Origin of the sequence: Chryseobacterium indoltheticum (genome assembly GCF_003815915.1) — a bacterium.
Taxonomy (GTDB): Bacteria; Bacteroidota; Bacteroidia; order Flavobacteriales; family Weeksellaceae; genus Chryseobacterium; species Chryseobacterium indoltheticum.
In genome coordinates this window covers 1,711,136-1,735,476 of the sequence record NZ_CP033929.1, presented here as the reverse complement: position 1 = coordinate 1,735,476, position 24,341 = coordinate 1,711,136, and the positions used below count along the sequence as shown (strand labels likewise).

Sequence of the window (24,341 nt, the reverse complement as noted above, 5' to 3'; positions counted from 1 at the left end):
AAATAAAAAGAGAGCTTCATTCAGAGCTCTCCTCTATTTCAATCACTAATTTGTTATTTTGGGGTGGATGCCTTATCATAGATTATTGATTCGTTCTTTAATTCGTTCCAGAACTCCGAAGGTATATCAACCTCTAAAGCTTTGGCATTAGCAATAGCCTGCTCTGGTTTTCCAGCTCCGGGAATGATCGATACAAACTCTTCTGCAGCCAAAACAAATTGAATTGAAGCATCTACAAGATTGACCTGATGCCTTTCAGCAATAATTTGTAACTTTTTATATTTCTCAGCAATATCTTTCGGTATCTGATCCTTATAATTATATCGTTTTCTTCCGGCTATATATCCTGAATTAAAACCCGCACCTGATACCAATTGGACACCCGCTTTTTTTACTGCCGGAAGAAGCCTGTCGACAGCATCTTCGTGCTCCAATATGGAATATCGTGTTGCAGAGAGACATATATCAGGATCTGCAGAATCAAGGCAGTCTAAAATTGGTTCAATTTTATTGACCCCCATTCCCCATGCTTTGATGACACCTTCATCCCGCAAAGCGGATAGAACTTTGAATGCACCGTTTTGAGCTTGTTTTAAAAAATATGGATAACGGTCTCCCACTTGATCTTCCGACAGGTCATGAACGTAAATGATATCAAAATATGGTAAGCCTGTTCTTTCCAGACTGTCCTCAATAGATCTTTTGATACCATCAGCCGTATAATCGTGTTTAAAATCATAATGAAACGGATTTTTCCACATGGTAGGCGGTACCTGATCCTTTGGAACCTCCTTGAACAGGCGACCAACTTTTGTGGAGAATACATAATCTTCCCTTTTTTGAGACCGGAGATATTCCCCAAACCTCTTTTCACTTTTGGTCAATCCATACCATGGCGATGTATCAAAATATCTGATACCTTCATCCCAGGCGGATGATAAGATATCCCGCGCTTCATTATCCGAAATATCATTAAAAGCTGTTCCTATAGCAACCCCTCCCAATCCAATCTGATGTTTTTTTTCTAAAATTTCATTTTTCATATTAACTCATTAATTATTAGTGTTAGTACAAAGATGATGCAAACTATACGTTAGTCCGAGTAGTAATAGAGTTGGAAGATAGCTCTTTCAAATATCTAAATGTAATACTGACTTTTTCAATTGTCTTTCAAATTGGTACGCAGTTGGTAACCAGTTCACCTAAACTTATCGTAATAGAATTGCAAGAGCAATAATCTCAATGCAGAAAAAAAACATATAATAAAGATGACTGAAAATCAGGAATCTTAAATGGAATATTTAAAATACAGAAATGTGAATATTATTTTATTTGACAAAGATGTTTCTCAGGAAACCATCAACAAAAATGCAGAAAACCTGAATATTGCTCAGCTTAATCTCTCAGATTTTAATGAAAGAATGGGTACAAACTATGATCTCATATGCAAATTTACGAATGAGAATACCCGTTTTTTTCTAAAACAGGAATTAAGATATCCTGAAAATACAAACACCATCGCCAGCCAAATTAATTGGCTCCTAATGTGGAAAAGGGAAATCAGCGACAGAGTCTACTTTAAAATATTCTTCAACGATATTGCACGGGAATTTGAAGAAATCAATCGATATGATTCCCCATACGTACAGAAGGATAACGTATACTATAAAATGGTTGACGATTTTAAAAGAAAGTATACAGATTACGCTCCTTTAGGATTTTTAAGCGAAGATGACGAAAAATACATAAAAGAAGAAATCAACAAAAAATTCTTACAAAAAATCAATTGAAATTAAAATCTTATTTTTATTACTTGTAGTTCCATTTGCAACTTATAGAAGTACTATATCATCATCTTAATTTATGACAATAGCTAAAGAAAAATTTTCAGCATTGGAATCGGAGATCAATCTCAGAGCTACTAATTTTGCAGCTGTTTTGGTATGGATTATTGTTGCATTATTTGCCGGTCTTGCCATGATCTGGGCAGACCAATTAATACGCCCCGATTTTCTTGAATATTACAGAAACAACATTCTAGATTTTTCAGCATCAATTATCATCATAGTTTTATCAGCAGCAACGAGTTTCTTTCTTGCACGTTATCTTTTAACCAAAAAGTACAATAAATATACTGTATCGGTAAATGACCAGGGAGCTTTTATATTTGATCGCTATGGTAAAATTTCAGAACAGATTCTTTATACTGATTTACACGCCACAACAGAAAAGTATGATTCAGATATTAGTTTAGAATTCAACAGGAAATTAAACAAACAATGGTTTATCATTTATAAAAAAACAGAGTTAAATGAAGTCACAAAATACAATCTCAGGTTTCAGAAGGACTTTTATGCACTAAAAAATAATTACGAGCTTTATCAACATTTCCTGAGAGGAGTACAAATATTTCGTCCTGATATTAAAATACATTATCATACGGCAATACACTTCAAAATAATATCACCAGGCGCACTGACTGAAAAGCAAAAAAAGAGTGATAAGATCTTTAAAATTGTATTTAATATTGTTCTGTGTATCATCCTACTATTTTTTATTTATGTGATATGGATGTTCATTCAAATATTCTCAAAATAAAAATTCCTATCTTTTATTTTTTAAATCTTAAAAAATGCCGTTACATAATTTAAAAACCTTATTTTTAAAATATGGAAAAACGAGATCTTTTAATTATTGAATACCTTTCAAAAGGATTTAAAACCACCGAAATAAGTCAAAAGTTAATGACAGAGCATTCAATTAAGGTCAGCAAGAGTCTCATTGAAAAAAGACTAAAAGCATTAAGAACAAAGTTTCAGGCAAAAACGCTTTTCCAATTAGCAGTCATTCTAAAAAACGAAAACATCATCTAATACTATGATCCTACATATAATCAGGCATCATTAAAAACAGAGGTCTATGAAAAAGCTAATTATATTTTTTGCATTCGCATCTTTTATATCAAATGCTCAAAGCCGATTTATCAAATTAGATTCAGCTAAATTGATCAAACATGTGGAAAGCTTTATCTGGTTAACCGAAGTTAACTATGTGGCAGATAAAAATAGTTTTGACTGGGGTTACAACAATTACCAATTTGTTAATCCTAAAAATGAAAAAGATCTGTTTACAATCAGATTTGAACGAAGAGCTGATGGGTTTGATATAGTCAGAGTCAGTGGAACTTTTGATAGTCTTTTTAAAATCTGGAAAAGTGATTTCGATAGAAAAGCTGATGCTGACACAGTTAAAAACACAGGTTTTGCAATAGATGGCCGAACAAGATTTAACAAAAATAAAGATAGTAATTACTGGAGCATCAGCAGTTTATAGGTCATTGCCTTTACATACTTTATTTTTTTTTGTTTTTAAAATCTTTAATTTGATCTTACTACTCCTATACGAAACTTAATAAACTAATTGTTTCAAATTCAAAGTGTATAATGCTATCAAAAATTTCAAACTTATTCATACATGATGATTAATAAATTACCGGAGATTTTAACAAAAGAAAAATATAATGAGAAGGACATCGAATTTCGAAATGCGTTATTCAATTTGGACAAGAACATAATCACCGATAACAATGCAGAATTCCTTACAACCATTTACCAGTCCACAAAACATCTCGACATCCGAAATAAAATATTAAAATTGTTGTATGATTTTAACTTTTCTGCCTTAAAGGAATTCTTTCTCAGCTCCTACAAAAAAGAGCGCTATCTGGATATGAAAATTTACGCTTTGCGGGGACTTTCACAATTTATTGAAGAAAAAGAAACTTTGGAGCAGGTAAACATTCAATACGATGCAATGCCTGATGCGTTTAAAGACCATTATACCGTTGATGAAACTGGTGAGATCGTAATGCTGAAAAGTCATTCAGAGACAAAAAGAATTATGGATAAATATTGGGAAGACGAAAAGAAAAATCTAGGGTAAATTTTAAAATCTAAGTTCATTTAAAGAGATTAGAATAATAATCAGCTCTCTTGATCCTTTTGCGGGAAGTCGATGATGAAGTAATTATTTTAGTATGTCTTTTGATATATCTAAACCATATTAAGAAAATACAGCAATTATGTTAAAAAAAGGAGACCATGTAAAGTGGAGGTTTCAGAATGGTGAAACACACGGTATTATAACTACAGTTCATACCAAAGATTTTGTTTTCATGAATAGACAAAGACGGGCATCTGAGGCTGAGCCACAGTATGAAGTCATCAGCGAAAAAACTGGAAAGAAAGCAGCCCATAAAGCTTCCGCACTAAAAAAGATTTAAATTACCAGAAGCTAAAAGTTAAGGAGTTAAGCTCTATTTGCAATTTTCTGCGTAAGATAGATATAATTAAACATACAAAATGTCGCTATTACCCCGAAAGTATGCCATAAAAAATGTGTTCCGATATTGAGCCACTCCCACTTATCAGCGATACGAAAAGTAAGTGCAAAAGCAAATGACAGTAATGCAAATCCCACCCATTTCCCGGCTTTCCATTGCGTATAAATTAAATATCGTAAAACCGAGAAGAGAACAAATGATGCCATCATTCCATAATTTAAATTGATAAAAAGAGATGTATTATCTAGCAAAATCCAGTTTCTTAAAGCAAACATGAGAATTATATATACAAGAACTACAAAGACAGCATAAAACAATTTGGTGCTCTTCGCTATAAAGTAAAATCCTGCAGACAAGCATAGCAACATAATAGGTAGCCAATCCATCACAATAAATACCGACCATTGTCGGAATGAGTGATAAAACGTTCCACCAATAGCACCAATGTATAATAATATCAAGCAATAAACTAAAAATGGATACTCTTTAAAATTATCTTTGATTCTAATAGTCCAAAAAATAGCTGTGATGAGAAAAAACATCGCAGTAACTGCATTTAAAGGCTCAGGAAAAAGCTGACTCATATCTGTTTCCTTATAGAACATCCCTCCGTCCGGCGGCGATTGATTTATTGACATTCTTTTTATTTTTACTTCGTGGTGCAATATACAAAGAGAACTCTTTCAATTAAATATGATTAAGATTAATGACAAGTTCTGCCATTTAAATTATCATAATGTTTACAAGCAATAAAAGTAAGCTGTCATTTTTGACAGCTTACTTTTATTGCTAAATAAATTTTAATTATTTCAGAGCAGACTTCACTTTCTCAGACTCCTTCAAATGGTTTTCCAAAGTCGGAAGTGTTTTAGTTGCAAATGCTTTTACGTTAGCATCTGTACCATCTGTTGACTCCTTTTTAAATGCTGCAATATCTTTTTTATGATCGTTAACCATCATGTCGACATAAGCCTTGTCAAAATCGGCTCCTTTCTTTGCTTTTAGATCATCATGCATCTTTTGTTGTGAAGCATCTAAGGATGCCGGTAAGGAATAATTTACACTTCCCGCCCATTTTTTTAGTTCTTCGTTGGCAGCTTTATGATCTTTTGCAATCATTTGCCCTAAAGATTTCACAGAAGCATTGGTAGCATTTGCAGCAGCAAGTTCTCCCATCATAACTTCCATCATTCCCCCTTTAGCAGCAGCATCAACAAAAGTTTTGTCTTGAGTACTTAATGCTTTTGCATCAGGAACTGTACTTGAAACTGTAGCCGAATCATTAAGAGTCTGTGAGGAATCCATTGGAGCTGTTGAAGACATATCCGTTGAATCTACGGAACTGTTTGTAGAAACAGAATCCTTTTTGTTGCAAGATACCATGGCAGCAACTGCCAACAATGTAAGAATTGAATTTTTCATAATAATTATTTGGTTGGTTAAAATTAAAAGCATTTTTATTATTTGCTTTGTGCTACAAATAACAATTTGTCTGCCAAAGATTTTGAGGTAATAAATAGACCAATCTACATCAGGTAAGTCTCAAAGTTTTAATTGCCTTAACCCACTCTTTTCTCTCACAACGTTCACAAACCTTTACAGATCTTTCCAAGTATGCGGAATAACCGCAGTAAGTACAGGCATAAATGTCTTCCTTCTCAATGGTCGTTACTTTTTTGTTATAAATTTTTGGAAGTACAGGCAATCCGAAATGAACTTCTTCATCCCTGTAGAAATAAAAACTGATATTGCCTGTGGTTTCCAGAATTGCAGTCTTTACCTGACCGACATGTTCAATCGATTCCTGTCTCATTTCGGCAAAGAATTCATCCTTTGCAAAAGTATGATCATTTTTGACACCTAATACAAATTGTCCATCTTCAATCACATATAGCGGTTCACCTTCAATTACATCCTCAAACTTTTCACTTTTACTTGCGAAATAAGTAATAGTTCTATAGATAATGATTATGATGGCAAATACGAGGAGTGAAGGAATAATTGGCATATCCCTGTGAAACATTGGATCTCCGGCTGCAGATCCCAATGCAATAATGATAGCAACTTCAAAAAGTGACAGCTGCCTAACTCCTTTTTTGCCCGACAATCTTAAGATAACCAATACCATAACAAACATTAGGATTGTCCTTAGAGAAATTTCCAGTACATAATTTCCATCCAGATCACCGATAAATATTTCACTCCAATTTAAGCTCATAATTTTTATATGATTAATCGATTATTTGGGAACAATTATTCTGTTGCTAAATTGCTCGCTTCACTCTGTTCAATATTTTCAGAAAAATTAACTCTCAAATTAGCAGGAAATTGCAGTGAAACAGTATATGTAAGGTCATCTTCCCCTATTTCGACATCAGCTTCCGAGAAAGATCCATCTTCGTTAACAATCTGAACCAATTCAATCTTAGTATCAATTTGCTCTTTGGGTATTTCAATCCAATATTCTTGTTGTTCCTCGTTGAAAGAAAGGTGTTCTTTTGTAAATTCAATAAAATTCATAGTAATATTTTATACGTTAATATATTTGGAAGCAATAATTGAACAAATAAAATGCCATGGGATTTTAAATTTATAAATAAAGCTTGCTATTACTAATTTTCACCATACTTCTTTCGGTTATTCTTTTTAAAACCTGATACATCCTCGATAACAATTAGAATTGAAAATCAAAAATTGACAGGATATAAAACTATACAAATTATAATCGCTATACTTTCTATAGTGATTTTCACGTATATTTGTACTACATGAAAAATATATCATATTCTATTCTTGAACTGGCTATTGTATCTCAAAACAGCAGCTATAAAGAGACTTTAAATAATTCTCTCAGATTGGCACAGGTCGCAGAAGAGCACAATTATATAAGATATTGGTTTGCTGAACATCATAATTCAGAATCTGTAGGAAGCAGTGCAACATCAGTTTTAATCGGATATGTCGCTGAGAATACCGATAAAATAAAGGTTGGTTCCGGAGGAATAATGCTTCCCAACCACTCACCTCTTATTATCTCTGAGCAGTTTGGAACTCTGGCGCAATTGTATCCAGGAAGAATCGATCTTGGATTAGGACGTGCTCCCGGCACCGATACCCCAACCGCAATGGCAATCCGTTCGGATTTTATGAAAGCTGCTCATTCTTTCCCTGATGAGGTCAATAAAATTCAAAAATACTTTTCTACTGATAACAAATCCTCAAGTATCCGTACACCCATTGCAGAAGGTACCGGCGTTCCGGTTTATATCTTGGGATCAAGTACAGACAGTGCTCATCTTGCTGCCCAAAAAGGTCTTCCATATGCATTTGCAAGTCATTTTGCTTCTGCAAACCTTATTTCTGCGTTACATATTTACCGAGAGGAGTTTCAAGCATCAGAATCATTGGATCAACCATATATCATGGCAGGTGTAAACATTATAATGGCTAACACTGATGAGGAAGCAGAGCGTTTATTTACCTCTTTAGTAAGAATGTTTTTCGGAGTACTGACGGGAAATTCCCAGCCTCTGCATCCGCCGACAGAAATGACCGATGATCTCAAGGATATTATAAAGCACCCTAGCTTACATCAAATGCTAAAATATTCATTTGTCGGGAGTAAAGAAAAAGTAAAACGTGAACTACTTGACTTTATTGATCAAACTAATATAGATGAATTAATGACGGTTTCAACAATTTTTGATATTGAGGACCGCCTTAAGTCAATTCATCTTTTTGCTGAGCTTATGGACGAAATAAATTTGGATAGAAAATAGTACTTGTATCAATGATTGTTGAAAGTTTAAATGTAAAATGACAAAAAAGAAGGAACATTTAGATTGTTTAAATACTGTTAAACCCGTCAGAGATGCTTTGGATGTAATCAGTGGGAAATGGAAATTACTCATTATTATATCAATAAGCGTTGGAAATTGCAGGTTTACGGATATTCAGGAAAGTATACCAGGGATAACTCCGAGAGCATTAGCCAAAGAGCTAAAAGATCTTGAACATCATATGTTAATTAAGAGGCTTATCGTTGAAAGTTATCCAATAAAGATTTCTTACACTCTTGATGATTATGCCAAGAGCCTTACTCCGGTAATTGATGCTTTGAAAGATTGGGGAATTAATCATCAGAAAAAGCTAGATGGAAATAAATTAATAGACAGCAAAGAGATTTCATCCTAAAAAACACTTCTCCAATCCGACTGTAAAGGTCGGATTTATATTTGCAGAAACAAATTAAAAAAACCTAAAATTACTGCTACTATTTTGACAATCTAAATGTTAAGTTAATCATACTTAACTTTCAAAGACAAAATAGTAACAATTAATGACTGGACAGCGGGATCTGTGGTATGGAGTGATAATAGTCAAAAAGTTGCTTTGCCAATATGGAGCGAACCAGAAAACAGAAAATCTTGATTATTGATGTCAACACCTTAACAGCGACATTATATCAAAAAGAATTCAGGGTTTTATATTTTTGAATTATTTATCAATGATCATTTAAAGGGAACAAGCCCGACATTTTAGATTTCAAAATAAATTCCCAAGAAGTTGCAGAAATACAAAATTTAAATAGCAGAGAAAGAAAATATTAATTGCAGAACCAAAATCAGATTTTCGATTACAAGATTTTATTGTGACATCCCTATTAATAAAAATCAAAGAAAAATAACATTTTATTTGGTTTAGTATTTGTTAGCACATGTCTACACCAAAAATAAATCTTATGATCACCCTACTCAACGATGCACCAGACAATGTTGCCGCATTTAATGCCACCGGAGAAATCAATCCGCAAGATTTCAATAACATTGTTACTCCACATGTTGCTAATAAACTTGCAAGATTCGATGAGCTGAACTATATGTTATACATTAATGATGATGTAACACAAACAGATGTAGCATGGCTTACTCGATCACTTTCACATTTTGATAAGAAAAAGCACTGTAATCGTGCAGCCATCGTAAGTGATGATGCAGGAATACAGAAAATCAATATACTATCTGCTTCCGAAAATGTCAAAATATTTCCAAAAGATAAAGTGTATCATGCTTTATACTGGTGCAACAACGGCAATGAGCCTGAATATTCAGAATTTTAAAATCATTTTAGATTCATTCTTGTAAATCATGAGAGCAATTGTTGTTTCAAAAATCCAAAACTCACTAAAATCATAGATTTGGTGAGTTTTTATATAAAGCGTAACTAATTATTTTTCCAAATTCAAGCGTAAGGAAATATATCTATTCAGAAATACCCCACAACAAACTGTAATTTTCTTTAATTAATATTTCTTACAAATTACCACAAGATACTTTCCGAAAGTTATTATCATCATTGACTTTATGATAGTAAATGTAAAAATTTATGAATGATTACTATAACTTTAAAATAGTTATCTGAAACAAAAGAAAATTGTTAAAAACTTTAATAATTTTAAATCATTAAAGTTCTATATAAAGATTTTTCTAATAACTTTCAAATCTATTTCTCTATGGACAGAAAAAGAATACTTATTTTTGATGATGACGTTCCGCTTCTTGATGTCTTGCAAATTATCTTTACAGAAGGAGGATATGAGGTGGAAGTATCTCAGTCATCAAATAATGTTGTAGAATGTGTAAGTACTTTTCAACCTGATCTTATATTGATGGATTATTTAATTCCAGAAATTGGAGGTGCAGAAGCAATAAAAACATTACGAAACAATCAAAAATTCAATAAAGTTCCAGTGATTTTAGTTAGTGCCACTACAAATATTGCTAAAATTAAAAATACATCTGGAGCAAATGATTATCTTAGAAAGCCCTTTGATATTGATGATCTTGAAACTATTGTGAACAAATATTTATCATAATATCATTTTTCAGAACTTAATGCGCTATACATATAAAAAAAGACGGAAGAGGCTTTTTAAAAAGATGCAGATGCTCCCAAAACAGATTGGAGATCGGATAATGTGTATCCTGATGACCTTACATTGGTAAATGCTACAATTGAAGAATGTATACCTGAGAAAAAAATATTTGAGCTCGAGCACAGGGTATTGAGAGCAGATGGTACCCCTGGCTGGACCTATTCCAAGGCGATACCCATATTGGATACTAGCAATAATCTTATTGATCGGACTGGCAAAGGATATTATCCAAAGTAAAGAAGATGCTTTATTAATAGAAAAAATTAACTCTGATCAGCAGAGAAGATTATATGAAACACTTCGACGACGCCTGATCTTCTGTACGTATTTGATCTTGATTACCGTATGTGGGGTAAGTCATGGGAGGAGGCAATCGGAAGAAGATTGTTGGATAATGGATATGAGCCATGGTACGCATAAATGCATGAGAAAGAATCAATGTCACTTATCCTGTTATCGGACATCATGATAAACGTCTTCGATGGCTACATGCGATAGGTAATCTTCGGGCAGATCCTTCAGGGGATTTTTTAGCTTTCATAGGGGTTGTTATGGATATTACTGATCAGTATCTTGCAAGTGCGAAGATCAAACGTGCAGAAGAGCATTTAAGAATGGCAGTTGATGCAGCTGGATTAGGAACATTTCAAATTACTGCTGACGACCGAACATTTAGCGCATCACCAAAACTAGAGGAATTTTTTGGCTTTTATCCAGACGAGCCTATGCCCTACCAATCGGCAATCAATCAAATACATCCCGATTTTCGCCAGTTCGTAGTCAATCAAGTCAAGCGTGCATTTTGTGAAGGAACTCGTTTTGATATGGAACATCAGATTATTGAGTACCATGATTGGAAGATAAAGTGGGTACGTGCCATTGGTGAAGTTCATCAACGAGATGGTAAAAATTATTTTACAGGCGTTTTCCACGAGATTACCGAGAAAAAACCGGATGAAATGCGTAAAAATGATTTTATATCTATGGTCAGTCATGAATTGAAAACACCTCTTACTTCGATTAAGGCCTATATCCAATTAATGCATCGAAAATTCGAAAAAACCAATGAAGATGTTGTTTCGAATATGTTAGATAAAACCGATCAACAGATTACAAAAATGACGGCCATGATTAATGGGTTTTTGTACATTTCTAGGCTATAAGCAGGAAAGATACATATTCACAGGGAAACGTTTTGATTTATCTATCTTGGTAAAAGAAGTTGAAGAAGAATTCAACACGACAAATAACAGCCACCATCTTATTTTTCATCCTATTGAATCCGTGAAAATAAGTACTGAAAGAAATAAGATCAGTCAAGTGATTCAAAATCTGATTGGTAACGCCATAAAATATTCTCCTCAAGGGAGCACCATAACGGTCTCCTCTATTTTATAAAACGAATTTGTGCATTTCAGCGTAAAAGATAATGGTATAGGCATTGAGGCAGAAGATGCAAAGCAAATTTTTGAACTATATTACAGAGCAGAACGTGATATTAGGAATTCAGTGTCCTGTTTTGGTATAGGGCTTTATATATGTTCAGAAATCATCAGCCATCAATAAACCATTACAGTTTACAGCGAAGAGGGTAAAGGTTCTGATTTTGTTTTTTCTTTACCGTTAGTCATCGCTTAATTTTTTGATTCTCCAATAACAATTCTTCGAAAATCCGCCTTGGGAGAAGAAGGGATTTTTTGATAAGTTTGTGATTATAAAGGTTGAGAAGGTCTGGTTGTGAAGTTGGAGTGATACGCTTAACCACAGAATCGCATCAGTATTTATAGAGCAATAATATGTTGCATAAAAAATGTATCTGTGCATTGATGTTTTTTAGAATGTCAATATACAGATACATTAGAATTTAATAGTGTATTATCCTATTTCCAAGGATCTAATACAACTTTTACACATCCATCTTCTTTTTTATCAAAAATCTCATATCCTTTTGAGACTTCATCCAAAGAAAGTCGGTGTGTGATAATATCATCCAATTTTACCTGACCTGTCTCAACATATTTCATTAGTTTATCAATGATTGCGTGTACAGGTGACTGCCCGGCTTTTAAAGTGATTCCCTTGTCAAACATTTGCCCGACTCTGAAATTGTCATAATTCATAGGATAAACTCCGAGAATAGAGACAAATCCGCCACGTTTTACTCCGCTCATACAAGCATCTAAAACTTTTATGGAACCCTTTTCAAAATTAACCACTGCTTTTGCTTTATCTAATAAATTACGATCCGGTTCAAAACCAACTGCATCGATGCAAACATCGGCACCTCTTCCATCAGTCATTTGTCTAATTTCGTCAACGGTTTGTTCAGCATCTTTCCATAAAATTGTTTCACAACCTGTCAATTTTTTAATCTGATCCAATCTGTATTGAAGCGTATCGATCACAATCACTTTTTTAGCATTATGAAGAATTGCACTTTTAGCAGCCATAGATCCAACGGGTCCTGCTCCGAAAATTGCTACCGTTTCTCCGCCTTTTAAATCAGCCCACATTACTCCGGTATATCCTGTCGGAAAAATATCTGTTAAGAATAAAGCCTGATCATCAGTAAGACTTTCAGAAACTTTTCTCGGTCCGAAATTGGCGTAAGGAACTCGTACATATTGCGCCTGCCCGCCATTATAACCTCCGTAAAGATCGCTGTAACCGAACATTCCGCCTCCCTTTTCTGTTAAAATCCCACCTTCGGGACCATAATGATCCGGGTTTGAATTTTCACAAGCTCCCGGAAGATCGTGATTACAGAAATAACATCCTCCACAAGCAATCGGAAATGGTACAACTACTCTGTCGCCAACTTTTAAATGGGTAATATTTTTGCCCACATCTTCAATGACTCCCATAAACTCATGTCCCATAACCATCGGACGAGCCTGAGGAATTCCGCCGGAATACATATGAAGATCACTCCCACAGATTGCTGTGGAAGTGACTTTTAAAATAATATCGTTCTGATCTTCTATTTTCGGATCATCAATTGTGTCACAAGTGATTTTGCCCGGTGAGTGAAAAACTGCTGCTTTCATAAAATATAATTTGATTTTGGTTTTATAAAATAATATCTAAACTTATGCCATAGAATTACGGTCTTTTTCAAGATCCCAAACTCTGTGAGCAGCAATTGCTGAGATAAACTGATCGTCAGAATCTTTTCCTGAATTTACAATCGCTCGATCTTCGTGTTTCTTTTTGGCAATGTTGGTTGCATTGTAAATATCATCAGTATCCTTCCCAAAATAAATCGCCTTACAATGTTTATACGCTTCGTTGATAAATTCTGTAAGAATAGGTTTCAAATCCGGCTGCATCAATTGTTGTGCAGATTTTTCTCCTGAGCAAATAAATAATGCATCGAAACTTACGCTTGCAACACTCGAAATAGAATGTTTCGGTTCGAATGAAGTTTTATCATCTGCAACAACCGGAGCCACACTTGGAGCAATAAATTGTACAACAGCACCTTTGCTTTCCAGTTTATTTTTCAGTGATTTTACTGCTTGAGTATTTACTCCGTTTGCCATAATGAAACCGATAATCCTACTTTCAATAGTATCTTTCACCGTATTTTCCATGCTTAAAGCTTCTGAGCTTTTCGTTGAAGGCTCTCTTTCTTCACTTTGCAAGCTTGCAGGATCTGCATCTGCAGGAATACTTCCATTTGGATTATTTAATTTTTTAACCTTAACTCCAACTTTTTCAGCAACATGAGAAGCTAAGTTTTTATCAATAAAATTCAACTGTCCGACTACTCTTTCTCTAATTTCAGGAATTGTAACCTTTGAAAGCTCAAAAACAAGTGCATTCTGAAGGTGTGTTTTTTCAGGTTCAGACTGACTGTTAAAAAATAATTTTGCCTGAGAATAATGATCTACAAAACTCTTACTTCTCGCTCTTATTTTCTGACCGTTTACCCGCTCGTTGTTCGTGGTAAATCCTCCATCTTTCATCATAGCCTGAAAAGGACAGCCTCCACCGATAGAATTGGGTTCATAACTCACCTTTCCTTTCACGATCTGTTGTCTCATATGACCGTCGCGCTGATTATTATGAACCTCATTAATTGATCTGTTGATTGGAATTTCATGGAAATTTGGCGAACCTAATCTTGACAATTGGGTATCTGTATAAGAAAATAATCTTCCCTGTAAAAGCGGGTCATTCGAAAAATCGATTCCCGGAACCAAATGTCCAGGATGAAATGCAACCTGCTCTGTTTCTGCAAAAAAGTTATCCGGATTTCGGTTTAAAGTTAAAGTTCCTACAAGTTCTACAGGAACCAACTCTTCGGGAATAATCTTTGTGGGATCAAGAAGGTCAAAATCAAAATCAAATTCGTTTTCTTCAGGAACTATCTGCACACCAAAATCCCATTCAGGAAATGCACCATTTTCAATAGATTCCCAAAGATCTCTTCTGTGAAAATCAGGATCTGTTCCAGAGATTTTCTGTGCTTCCGTCCAAGCTACCGAATGCACTCCCAATTTCGGTTTAAAATGGAATTTAACAAAATGAACCGCTCCGTCACTGTTAACAAATTTAAATGAATGCACACCAAAACCTTCCATCATTCTGTAGCTTCTCGGTATTGCACGATCACTCATTGCCCACATAATCATGTGCATACTTTCGGGCATTAAAGAAATAAAATCCCAAAAAGTATCGTGTGCAGAAGCCGCTTGCGGAATTGCATTATCGGGTTCTGGTTTTACGGCATGTACCAAATCCGGAAATTTCATTGCATCCTGAATAAAGAATACGGGAATATTATTTCCAACCAAATCGTAATTTCCTTCCTCGGTATAAAATTTCACGGCAAAACCTCTTACATCTCTTGCCAAATCGGTACTTCCTGCGCCACCTGCAACGGTAGAAAATCTCACAAAAACAGGTGTTTCTTTTCCAACTTCATTTAAAAATTTTGCTTTTGTATATTTTGCTAAACTTTTATTCAGTTTGAAAACTCCGTGCGCACCAGAACCTCTTGCGTGAACTATTCTTTCAGGAATTCTTTCGTGGTCAAAATGGGTGATTTTTTCTCTCAGAATAAAATCTTCGAGCAAAGTTGCACCTCTTTCATCTGTTTTTAAAGAATCCTGATTGTTATTTACTTTTAATCCCTGATTGGTGGTCAGTTTTGTATCCTGATTATCAGTGGTGTGATCTTGAAGCTGATCGAGCTTGCCATTGTTTTGTAAATTTTTCTTATCCATATTATATTATTGGTTTATTTTAATTTAATGTTTAATAAATTCTTCTGCGAAATCCTGCAATTGTACTTCCTTCCTCCGAATATTCCTCCGCCGGTTACAAAAGATTTCGCAAAGCGTTGAAGAATACCACCTTTTCTCATTAGGAATTTCATTTCTTCCATGAATGCTGAATTGTATAATCTTGTCTTTTTTAGTGATAATAAAAGTGCTTGTCCCTTCTATATAAAAATGTGCGGTACTTTTCTCTGAATTTTCCGGTCAAGAATGTGGTTTCATCTGAAGTACAATTATTTTCAGATCTTCAGTTTCTATTATTTGAATTTTTTGTACTTGCACCCAAGCAAAACCATTTCTCATTTTATTTTCCTTTTTGGGAATTTTAATTTTGGCCAAATCATTTTCCTGTATCAATTGAGACTGATTTTTATTATCAATATAAGATTCAACAGGATTTTTTCCCGCTATTACATTCCAATCATTGATATTCAAAAGATTATTTGAAAGCTTTTTGAACTGATCAAATTCTTCCGTCTCCGATTCACAAATCAAAAATGCAGAAACATCATTTTCTGAACCTTGTTTATTGACAGGAACCAAATCCTGAATATCAATTTTGTAATTGATAATTTTAAAAGATTACAAATACCTTAAAACCTAACAAACTTTATCGGACAATAAATTTTCCGAATCAATCATATTCGAAATATTAATAGTTTATTTCAGAAGAAATTTAAAACTGAGAAAAATTATAATTAAAACGATCTGAATTTATCTGACTGTCTTTGCAGAATCGTTTTTCATAAAAGCTGTGTCGAATTTTGGAGCCGCCACTAAGTATCTACAGGAGCTGGAGTTGGTATTTCATCCATATTCTCCGCCGTATTGATTGTATCAGTGTTTGTTGAAGTTGTCTTCGACTCGTTTTTGCAACTCCAAAAAGCGTAAATCCTGCAGCTAAGGAAGAAGTAATTAATAATTTCATATAACGGATAATTTGGTGATTTATCAAAGTTATAACAAACATAATGCCTATTTATGATTAGTTTATATAATTCTATATGATTTGAATGAGTCGCATTATTATTTAAAAAATACTCTAACAAAAACAATTGTATAGGCACAATTCTTGTAAATTATGCTAAACACTACAATTATAAAATTCAATAATATGTATAAGAAAATATTAGCAGGATTAGGCGGAGCAATAGCACTGAATATCCTCCACGAAACCATCAGAAAAAACTTCGACAACGTTCCGAAAATCAATGAAGTGGGAGAGGAAGCACTCTTAAAATTTACGAATAACACTCCGATTAATTTTACCGCAGAAAAAAGTCTATATGCCGCCACTCTAGTTAGTGATATTGTAAGCAATGGAGTGTATTACGCTACCACAGCAACAAAAAATGATCTGACATCTGGGCTATTAGCGGGTGCCGGAGCTATTCTGCTTCCAAAAAAAATGGGTCTTAATGAAAAACCTGTTGCAGGAACCAATAAAAAGAAAGCTTTGACAATTGGTTACTATCTTTTCGGTGCTCTTGTCACCAAATTTATCTATGATAAAATAAAATAACATCAATTCATATATTGATACTAAAGGCAAAATTCGATGTGTTTTGTTTTTTTATTTTGCTTTAAAGGTTAATTCCGAAATGCTTACCCTATATTGGGAGATCGGAAATTCAATCATTGAAAAACAACAGGAAATGGTTGGGCAGCAAAGTTATAGATCTTTTAGCTGGAGATTTAAGAATTAATTTTCCTGTTAGTAAAGGATTTTAGGTGCGTAACCTTAAATATATGAAAAGCTTTACAGAAGCATATCCCCAATTTCCAATCGTGCAAGTGCCGCTTGCAAGATCTGAAATACAATTTGTGCAAGTGTCACTTGCACAAATTATCTGATATCATCACATTAGTCTTCTTACAAAGGTAAAAAGATGTTAGAACGAGCATTTTATATTGCAGAAACAGTCAAGAACGAGCTGTTATTATTGTATGGATTGAAAAGGAGCATGAAACCGGCAAATCAATCGCATCCTTTCGGCTATGGCAAGGAGTTCTATTTCTGGTCGTTGTCGTTTATATATTGATATTTGGTCCTAGTGGGGCTCTGTCTATCTATCAGGGAATTTCGCACATCATAGAACCTGAAGTGATGAAAAATCCGTTCTGGAACTACCTCGTTTTAGTGCTCTCCCTTATTTTTGAAGGAACTTCCCTGTTTATCGCCGTCAAAGAATTTAATAAGACCCGTAATGGTATGAAATGGTGGGATGCCATCATCAAAAGTAAAGATCCTGCAAGCTTTCTCGTTGTTTTTGAAGACGGTGCGGCAGTGGCAGGTCTTCTCGTGGTGATGGTATTGATGGGGCTTAGCCATTCATTTCAGATTCCGGAATTGGATGGGCTTGCATCAGTCATTGTAGGATTGATCCTAGTATTTGTCTCTTTTATTCTTGCCAGAGAAAGCAGAAGCTTATTAATGGGTGAAGGGATAGCACCCGAAACGAGAGAAAAGATCGCGAAACTGGCTGAGAAAGATATCGCTGTGGTCAAAACAAAAAGTATCCTATCTACCTATCAGTCACCGGAGGAAGTTGTACTGATGCTCATCATTGATTTTGAAGACCATCTTGATACGGAAGAGATCACCGAGGCCATAAAGCGTATTCGTGAAAATATAAAAAGAGAATTTCCATTGGTTCATTTTGTCATTATTCAGCCGGAATAATTTATACCATCAGACTTTGGGATTTTTCGTTCCACGGACAACCGTATCCAAGATACGGTGAGCTATTAAAAGACCTTTGCTAATATAAATCCGATAATCAATGCAAGAACAAATACAATAATAATCTTGACATAATCGGTTTTGCTGCCTAGGATTTCCTGATTCAGTCTTATATTTTCCTTTTTTAAGGTTTCCAGATCAACCTTTAAAGAAGCAGTCCTTTCATTGATGGCCAACTGGACATTTTTTTCGTGCAACGCAGCAATCTCTTTTTTGTAGCTTTCCATTTCTGCCTGGCGTTGTTTCTGCTGCTCCTGAAAATTCTTCTGAATATCTTCCAGTTGTTTGCCTGAAGTCACCTGAAGCTTTTGGAATTCCTCGTTTCTAACTTTCAGTTGGTCTGTAAAGGTTTTGTTATGGTTGTCTACCTGCTCTTTATAAGTTTTCTGAGCTTCAGTGAATTCTTCATTCTTCTTCTTCAACTGTTTTTCTAAAGTTTCTACCTGTTCCGAAAACTGCTTGGTGACATCTTTTTTGACCTCATCAATGAGGAGGGCCCTTGAATTGGATCTTTCGTGGGATAATTTTTCAGCAATGGTATGCAATCCTGCACCATAATCATGTGGTAAATGAAAACGCTTGTCTGCCAGTTTATCCAATAATGTTTCATCTACCGTATGACCGATGGCAGTAACCGTAATCGGTTTCATAGAAATAAATAATTCGGATAAGCTCAGGTCATTAAAAGTTTCCATACTCTGTCTGTCACCTCCTCCCCTTACCAATGCAACAATATCATAATCCAATGCTGAAATTTCCTTCAATTTGGATATGATCGCCGTGGAAGAAGTGATATTGCAACTATGATCTGAAATATCAAAATATTTTCTTGAAACATCCAGTCCTTCAAAAAAATCCTTCTGGACAATCGCATTATTTCCATAAATGTTAGCGACCCTGACCTTTTCATCTTTGAGCATCTTATCCCTGATAAGGGTTTCAGGGTCTTTTGATCCTGTCTCCAGTTTTTTCTGAATCAGCCCATATCTTTGGAGTTCTTCTTCAGAAATTGACCTTTCTTCCTGCTGAACAATTTCATCAACGACAAAACGCAGTTCAATCGAAGAATTCTTAATGCTCTTCTCAATAAAGCCTCTGAGCGTATACACTTCATTATTGGTGATCTTACTCCTGAACAAAGAAGAAATACGAATCCCTATCGAAGTGTTATCACCTTCTGAGAACAAAAGGTCATAATAATAGTTCCCGTAGGATTTGCCACCACCATAAGCATATCTACCCTTCAGATAGATCAAATTGACCGTTGCATTCAGCTTCAGTGCATTACTGAAGATACCTATTACTGATGCCGGCGAATAGACCGGATAAGTTACTTCGTTGTCCTCCATTGATAAGATGATCATTTAGATCAAGATCGGATACAAAGATATTGCTTATTGGGGATTACATCATATAATTTGTAACAATCAATTAAAAGACCCTAGGATTCCAAAGGCAAAATTTTTGTTTTGGTATTGAACAATTTGCTAAATGATTGCGAATATTCAGATCCCAGTTCATAAGCTATTTACGAACATCAAAGATTTGTGATAGATATCTTTTCTTTCGCTTTTTCTATAATTGATTTCTAAATCGTTTCATTTCAATACAGGTGTTCCATTAATAATCTTTTGATAAAACAAATGAGCTATACAGACAAGTAATTTGAGCCGTACACGAAAGTATTAACCTAAATAAACATTGATCTTTGTATCATAATTAAAAACAAATCAAATATCATCAATTAAAAAAATTCATCTGGGACAAAACGGTCCTTTGGTTTCCAGTCTTGGTTTAGGCTGCATGAGAATGTCCTCAATCTGGGGCGGTCCCACACCTGACGAAACAGAAAGTATCGCTACAATCAATGAAGCTTTGGATAATGGGATTAATTTTCTAAATATAGGAGACTTTTACGGCGCCGGTCACAACGAAATGCTAATTGGCAAAGCCATCAAAGGAAGACGTGACGATGCTTTTATCAGTGTAAAATTCGGTGCTATCTTTCACAATGGTCAGTGGATAGGATTAGATTTACGTCCCGTTGCAATAAAGAATTTTGTCAACTATTCTCTTACCCGTCTGGGAATTGAAATACGCCCTCAACACTTTGAAAGTGTTGAGGGCTTTTCTATTTAAACCAAATAATTAATCCTTGTAGTTATTTTACTACATGAAGTTCCATTTTTCACTACAAAGAAACATTTATCACTGCCGTAGATTTGTATTGTTCAAAAGAGGATAACTAAGTAAGAATAAAAAAATAAAAAATACGATCATGACAAAACAAATAGCAACCGCAGTCTTAACTATCGCAGCAATCATATTAGGAACTAACAATGTTCAGGCTCAAAATACAACCGCTACCACAACAGTAAACATTACCCTGAACGATGTAATTTCTATCGATGCAGGAAGTACTGCAATTGGTAATACTGTTGACTTTAACTATACTACTGCAGCAGACTATAACTCTGATCAAACAATTAATAAAGCAAATTCTTTAAAAGTTACTTCAACAAAGAATTTTAATGTAAAAGTAAAAGCAGGAGGTGCTAATTTCATGAATGGAACCAACTTGATCCCTGTAAATGTTTTAACAATCAAAGCTGCTTCAGCTGCCGGAACAATGGGCGGAACAAAAAACACTATCGTTTTATCTGCAACTGATCAAAATTTAGTTACAAATGCTCCGCTTGGGAGTGCATTAACATTGAATTTGGATTATACAATTCCTGCAGCGAAATCATCATCTTCAGATATCTTAGGTAAACCAGCAGGAACTTATACGCAAACAGTTACGTATACAGCGACTGCTTTATAATATTTTTTTTTTCATATTAATATTTTGTGATTTGGTGTTCGAAGGCTTCTTAAAGGAGGCCTTTGATTTTGTAAGTATTAATAACGATATAGAGAAAATTCAAAATTCGGGAATAAGTATCTATCAGAACTGAATATGTGAAATTTTTTAAGCTGAGAATTGAAAGCAATAATCCTGCAGAGTCAGAAATACGACGAATCACTTAAAAATAATCTTAAAAAAAACTCGATTTTCTAATGAAAATTATGTTGTTTTATTAATTTTAATATAAATTCTTTATAATTACTAAAATAATACTAAGTTTGCAAAAATAATTTTATGTCATTCAAATATTTTATTTTATTTTTTTTATTATCTAATTTTATTAGTGCCCAAGTAGGTATTAATACTAATTTACCAACAAGAAAGCTACATGTTTCTGGTAATTTGCGTGTAAGAGGATTGATCAATAAGTCAGAAACTTCATCATATGATCGAATTTTAGTAAGTGATAGTAATGGAAATATAGATTATACAACAAAAGCTAGTTTACAACCAGGTGTTACACCAGGTAGTTCTAATAAAGAGACATATAGTTTATTGTATAATATGCCAACTGGAAATGGAGATCCGACAAAAACTTTAAAATGTGGAAAGTTTTTATTTCTTTTTGGTAATACGGCGGAATCAAGAATTAGTTTCCGATTAGCAGAAAATCCCAATGCTACAGTTGATATTTATATGAGTATGGAGCAGAACTATACTGTAAATGGATATCAATTTTATCAAGGTAAGACACCCACAGAGGCTGCTAATGTACCATTTACCTTTACTACGTCAACTTGGAATGTTAATCAAGAATTTGCAAGTGCAAATTTAGCTGATTATGAACAGAATATAATGCATTTCCAATACCCTAATGATGCAGATTTTTACAGATTAACCATTTATCGAGTAAAGCAGAATACAGGAGTTGATTCATGGGATTTTGCGGCTGCATGTGAAAAATTTTAATTATGAAAAATATTTTTTTATTTATATTTTCAATTTGTTTTGCTTCTATTTCGGCACAAAATCAAAATATTGGAATTGATACTGAAAATCCCACTCGAAAACTTGATGTAAATGGTAATTTGAGAGTTACAACTGCAAATAATGTTACCAATTCAACATCATATGATCGAATTGTGGCCGTTAACAATACTACAGGAGATGTAGATTACATTAATATACATTCTGTTCCTCAGACCAGTACTAACAATGTTGAAGTTAGACGATCAATATACAATGCTGCTGTACCGGATAATACAAAAGAATGCTCGTGTGGAGATATAACATTTAGAATAAATAATTCAAATACCGCAGAATTTAAATTTAATTCATCGACCATGTTTGTTACTAATTCTAATGCAACATCAATTAATATAGGATACGGAATTAAACGCTGGGTAGATAATACATATAATTTTGTTAATAGAAATGTTATTTTTACTAATGCTAACTTTTCTACCTATCAAACTTTGGATACTACACTTTTTTCTTCTGCTAGCGGTTCAGTAAGAATTTATACAATAGTGCCACCGAAACAAAATAGTCTTTATAGAATTACACTCACTCGAGTTAGTAATACTAGTACATTATTTACATACAGTTTAATCTGTGAAAAATTTTATGTTCAGTCAATATGAAAAAATTAATTTTGTCTTCAATATTTTTTAGTGCAATCTTTAATGCCCAAGTTGGTATTGCTACTGCGAGTCCTAGTAGAACATTAGATGTTAATGGAGACTTGAGAGTTCGTACAACAACAGATAAGAGTACTGACAGCAATTATAATAAAGTAATTGTTGCTGATGCAAATGGTCAGCTTGATGCTTGGGATAAAAATAGTCTCCTTGCTACTATTCAAGAATTAGCGGTAGAAAATAAAAAGATTGTTTATTTTTCTAATTCACCCAATATTGGAAGTGTTATGAATTGTGGAAAAATGGAATTTAGATATGAAACTGGACCTCTGCCTCAAATGCGTTTACTTACTCCAGCTAACACTACATTATATTATACAAGAATTCTAAGAGCAAATAGTAATGTTAACAGTTTTACAACACCAAATAGTGTCTCATCAAATCTAACAGCAGTATTTACCACAGCCAATAACTGGATAACACTGGACACTGTATATACTAATAATTCATTAGGAGAATATTATATTACTTATCCTGGTGACACTAATTTATATCGAGTAACCTTTTTAGCAAGAAATATGAATGCCAGCAATTTATTTTATACGATGGTTTGTGAAAAGTTCTAATGTTATCCTAATATTTAATAATAGATATCTTCAAACTATATCAGAAAAAAAAATGATATTTAAGACTCAACATTTTCGGTGATGACGAATTGATGTTTTAAATATATCATTTTTCCTAAATACTCTTCTATACCTGCGAAATAAAATCTTACAATATCAAACGGACGTTAGTAATTCATTTGAGTTCATAAATATATCATATCATCAAATATCTGATTTATGAACAGCAATATTAAGCAATTTCACTCACCAAGCGAAAAGTCAAATTAATACGTTCTTTCATCAACAAACTTGACTTGGCAATACGGTGTTCCCAATTTTCCTGAAGATCACCTTTCATTATGAGTAAAGATCCGTGTGGTAATGGAATGCTATGTTTTCTGTTATGGTGATTTAATTTCCTGAAATCAAATTTCCGGGTCTCTCCAAGACTTAAAGATGCAATGACCGGACGGTTACCATATCTGCTTTCTTTATCTCTATGCCATGCTACGGAATCGTTATGATCCCGATATAGATTTAAAAGAACAGAATTGAATTCGTAGCCAAATACCTGCTCAATCTTTTTCTTCAAAGAAAGCAACTCCGGTGTCCATGCATTGACTTCAAATTCACTGCCTCCAAGTTTATATGATTTCTCACTGTCTCCGTACCAAGCTGTAAGACGAGGGGTCAATACCTTCTTATCATACATCGTCTGAGTTCTCTGCTTCCATGGAGTATTGCCCAAAAGGTGAGAGAACAGCACGTCTGACTCTTTTAATGTTAAAAAATGTTCTCTGAACTCCAACAGATCTTTTGGAAAAGTATAGAATTCTTCTGCGCTGAATAAACTGAGTTGCCCCATTGTTTTATAAACTTTTTTTATTAACTTTATCCTATCCCACAATGGGACTTTCATCATCATTTGTGTTTTTAAGCT

At 34.1% G+C, this 24,341-nt stretch carries 30 protein-coding genes; 20 read left to right on the top strand and 10 right to left on the bottom strand.

Annotated elements, in window-relative coordinates; all coding sequences use genetic code 11:
- Positions 1–53: 53 nt before the first annotated feature.
- The gene (locus tag EG358_RS08235; protein ID WP_076561608.1) at positions 54–1,043 is read right to left on the bottom strand and encodes an aldo/keto reductase; all 990 of its coding nucleotides are present in this window, start codon (positions 1,041–1,043) and stop codon (positions 54–56) included.
- A 249-nt stretch (positions 1,044–1,292) separates the two neighbouring features.
- On the opposite strand from EG358_RS08235, the gene EG358_RS08230 reads away from it, so the two are divergent.
- The 6 genes from EG358_RS08230 to EG358_RS08205 all read left to right on the top strand — a co-directional run bounded on the left by EG358_RS08230 (position 1,293) and on the right by EG358_RS08205 (position 4,282).
- Positions 1,293–1,790 carry a hypothetical protein gene (locus EG358_RS08230; protein ID WP_076561607.1) on the top strand — a complete coding sequence of 166 codons (498 nt, stop codon included), beginning with the start codon at positions 1,293–1,295 and terminating at the stop codon, positions 1,788–1,790.
- 73 nt (positions 1,791–1,863) lie between these two features.
- Complete coding sequence (locus EG358_RS08225; RefSeq protein ID WP_076561606.1) at positions 1,864–2,598, top strand: hypothetical protein; 735 nt, start codon at positions 1,864–1,866, stop codon at positions 2,596–2,598.
- A gap of 71 nt (positions 2,599–2,669) precedes the next feature.
- Positions 2,670–2,873, top strand: coding sequence for a hypothetical protein (locus EG358_RS08220; RefSeq protein WP_076561605.1), 204 nt, complete (start codon positions 2,670–2,672; stop codon positions 2,871–2,873).
- Between the two features lie 46 nt (positions 2,874–2,919).
- A complete protein-coding gene (locus tag EG358_RS08215; RefSeq protein WP_076561604.1) occupies positions 2,920–3,333 on the top strand; it encodes a hypothetical protein in 414 nt (137 codons plus the stop codon).
- A gap of 141 nt (positions 3,334–3,474) precedes the next feature.
- Positions 3,475–3,942: a hypothetical protein gene (locus tag EG358_RS08210; RefSeq protein WP_123890057.1), complete on the top strand. Its 468-nt coding sequence runs from the start codon at positions 3,475–3,477 to the stop codon at positions 3,940–3,942.
- Between the two features lie 139 nt (positions 3,943–4,081).
- Positions 4,082–4,282, top strand: a complete 201-nt coding sequence (locus EG358_RS08205; RefSeq protein ID WP_076561602.1) for a hypervirulence associated TUDOR domain-containing protein — start codon at positions 4,082–4,084, stop codon at positions 4,280–4,282.
- Positions 4,283–4,308: 26 nt separating this feature from the next.
- Here EG358_RS08205 and EG358_RS08200 read toward each other — a convergent pair whose 3' ends face one another.
- The 4 genes from EG358_RS08200 to EG358_RS08185 form a co-directional block, all read right to left on the bottom strand.
- Positions 4,309–4,980, bottom strand: a complete 672-nt coding sequence (locus tag EG358_RS08200; RefSeq protein ID WP_076561601.1) for a hypothetical protein — start codon at positions 4,978–4,980, stop codon at positions 4,309–4,311.
- A gap of 166 nt (positions 4,981–5,146) precedes the next feature.
- Positions 5,147–5,764: a DUF4142 domain-containing protein gene (locus EG358_RS08195; RefSeq protein WP_076561704.1), complete on the bottom strand. Its 618-nt coding sequence runs from the start codon at positions 5,762–5,764 to the stop codon at positions 5,147–5,149.
- Between the two features lie 109 nt (positions 5,765–5,873).
- Positions 5,874–6,560 (bottom strand): DUF421 domain-containing protein, encoded by a 687-nt coding sequence (locus tag EG358_RS08190; RefSeq protein WP_076561600.1) that lies wholly within the window; start codon positions 6,558–6,560, stop codon positions 5,874–5,876.
- Between the two features lie 35 nt (positions 6,561–6,595).
- On the bottom strand, positions 6,596–6,862 hold the full coding sequence (locus EG358_RS08185; RefSeq protein ID WP_076561599.1) for a hypothetical protein: 267 nt from the start codon (positions 6,860–6,862) through the stop codon (positions 6,596–6,598).
- A 248-nt stretch (positions 6,863–7,110) separates the two neighbouring features.
- On the opposite strand from EG358_RS08185, the gene EG358_RS08180 reads away from it, so the two are divergent.
- The 7 genes from EG358_RS08180 to EG358_RS20025 all read left to right on the top strand — a co-directional run bounded on the left by EG358_RS08180 (position 7,111) and on the right by EG358_RS20025 (position 11,843).
- Positions 7,111–8,121, top strand: a complete 1,011-nt coding sequence (locus EG358_RS08180; protein WP_076561598.1) for an LLM class flavin-dependent oxidoreductase — start codon at positions 7,111–7,113, stop codon at positions 8,119–8,121.
- 37 nt (positions 8,122–8,158) lie between these two features.
- Positions 8,159–8,536, top strand: a complete 378-nt coding sequence (locus EG358_RS08175) for a winged helix-turn-helix transcriptional regulator (protein WP_076561597.1) — start codon at positions 8,159–8,161, stop codon at positions 8,534–8,536.
- Positions 8,537–9,083: 547 nt separating this feature from the next.
- Positions 9,084–9,461: a SpoIIAA family protein gene (locus EG358_RS08170; RefSeq protein ID WP_076561596.1), complete on the top strand. Its 378-nt coding sequence runs from the start codon at positions 9,084–9,086 to the stop codon at positions 9,459–9,461.
- A 393-nt stretch (positions 9,462–9,854) separates the two neighbouring features.
- Positions 9,855–10,217 (top strand): response regulator, encoded by a 363-nt coding sequence (locus EG358_RS08165; protein ID WP_076561595.1) that lies wholly within the window; start codon positions 9,855–9,857, stop codon positions 10,215–10,217.
- Positions 10,218–10,319: 102 nt separating this feature from the next.
- Positions 10,320–10,514 carry a PAS domain-containing protein gene (locus tag EG358_RS20030; protein ID WP_076561594.1) on the top strand — a complete coding sequence of 65 codons (195 nt, stop codon included), beginning with the start codon at positions 10,320–10,322 and terminating at the stop codon, positions 10,512–10,514.
- A 314-nt stretch (positions 10,515–10,828) separates the two neighbouring features.
- Positions 10,829–11,440 (top strand): histidine kinase dimerization/phospho-acceptor domain-containing protein, encoded by a 612-nt coding sequence (locus EG358_RS08155; protein WP_076561593.1) that lies wholly within the window; start codon positions 10,829–10,831, stop codon positions 11,438–11,440.
- A gap of 244 nt (positions 11,441–11,684) precedes the next feature.
- Positions 11,685–11,843 (top strand): ATP-binding protein, encoded by a 159-nt coding sequence (locus EG358_RS20025; RefSeq protein WP_083677067.1) that lies wholly within the window; start codon positions 11,685–11,687, stop codon positions 11,841–11,843.
- 314 nt (positions 11,844–12,157) lie between these two features.
- Here the strand turns inward: EG358_RS20025 and EG358_RS08145 are convergent, their stop codons facing one another.
- The 3 genes from EG358_RS08145 to EG358_RS08135 all read right to left on the bottom strand — a co-directional run bounded on the left by EG358_RS08145 (position 12,158) and on the right by EG358_RS08135 (position 16,105).
- On the bottom strand, positions 12,158–13,324 hold the full coding sequence (locus EG358_RS08145; protein ID WP_076561592.1) for a zinc-dependent alcohol dehydrogenase: 1,167 nt from the start codon (positions 13,322–13,324) through the stop codon (positions 12,158–12,160).
- 42 nt (positions 13,325–13,366) lie between these two features.
- Positions 13,367–15,508: a catalase gene (locus EG358_RS08140; RefSeq protein WP_076561591.1), complete on the bottom strand. Its 2,142-nt coding sequence runs from the start codon at positions 15,506–15,508 to the stop codon at positions 13,367–13,369.
- Positions 15,509–15,766: 258 nt separating this feature from the next.
- Complete coding sequence (locus EG358_RS08135; protein WP_076561590.1) at positions 15,767–16,105, bottom strand: hypothetical protein; 339 nt, start codon at positions 16,103–16,105, stop codon at positions 15,767–15,769.
- Between the two features lie 571 nt (positions 16,106–16,676).
- Here EG358_RS08135 and EG358_RS08130 point away from each other — a divergent pair.
- Together EG358_RS08130 and EG358_RS08125 are read left to right on the top strand one after the other, a co-directional pair.
- Positions 16,677–17,084: a hypothetical protein gene (locus EG358_RS08130; protein WP_076561703.1), complete on the top strand. Its 408-nt coding sequence runs from the start codon at positions 16,677–16,679 to the stop codon at positions 17,082–17,084.
- Positions 17,085–17,600: 516 nt separating this feature from the next.
- Entirely contained in the window at positions 17,601–18,245 is a 645-nt protein-coding gene (locus EG358_RS08125) for a cation diffusion facilitator family transporter (RefSeq protein ID WP_262487824.1), read from the top strand.
- 65 nt (positions 18,246–18,310) lie between these two features.
- On the opposite strand, the gene EG358_RS08120 is transcribed toward EG358_RS08125, so the two are convergent.
- Complete coding sequence (locus tag EG358_RS08120; protein ID WP_076561589.1) at positions 18,311–19,654, bottom strand: exodeoxyribonuclease VII large subunit; 1,344 nt, start codon at positions 19,652–19,654, stop codon at positions 18,311–18,313.
- A 427-nt stretch (positions 19,655–20,081) separates the two neighbouring features.
- Here EG358_RS08120 and EG358_RS08115 point away from each other — a divergent pair, with 427 nt between their 5' ends.
- The 5 genes from EG358_RS08115 to EG358_RS08095 all read left to right on the top strand — a co-directional run bounded on the left by EG358_RS08115 (position 20,082) and on the right by EG358_RS08095 (position 23,419).
- Entirely contained in the window at positions 20,082–20,444 is a 363-nt protein-coding gene (locus EG358_RS08115) for an aldo/keto reductase (protein ID WP_228421409.1), read from the top strand.
- A gap of 139 nt (positions 20,445–20,583) precedes the next feature.
- Complete coding sequence (locus EG358_RS08110) at positions 20,584–21,129, top strand: peptidoglycan-binding protein LysM (protein ID WP_076561588.1); 546 nt, start codon at positions 20,584–20,586, stop codon at positions 21,127–21,129.
- A 318-nt stretch (positions 21,130–21,447) separates the two neighbouring features.
- Positions 21,448–22,122, top strand: a complete 675-nt coding sequence (locus EG358_RS08105) for a hypothetical protein (protein ID WP_076561587.1) — start codon at positions 21,448–21,450, stop codon at positions 22,120–22,122.
- 2 nt (positions 22,123–22,124) lie between these two features.
- Positions 22,125–22,796 (top strand): hypothetical protein, encoded by a 672-nt coding sequence (locus EG358_RS08100; protein ID WP_076561586.1) that lies wholly within the window; start codon positions 22,125–22,127, stop codon positions 22,794–22,796.
- Positions 22,793–23,419, top strand: a complete 627-nt coding sequence (locus EG358_RS08095) for a hypothetical protein (RefSeq protein WP_076561585.1) — start codon at positions 22,793–22,795, stop codon at positions 23,417–23,419. Before EG358_RS08100 ends, EG358_RS08095 begins: the two co-directional genes overlap by 4 nt.
- 232 nt (positions 23,420–23,651) lie before the next feature.
- Here the strand turns inward: EG358_RS08095 and EG358_RS08090 are convergent, their stop codons facing one another.
- Complete coding sequence (locus tag EG358_RS08090; RefSeq protein WP_228421407.1) at positions 23,652–24,326, bottom strand: alpha-ketoglutarate-dependent dioxygenase AlkB family protein; 675 nt, start codon at positions 24,324–24,326, stop codon at positions 23,652–23,654.
- Positions 24,327–24,341: the final 15 nt, after the last annotated feature.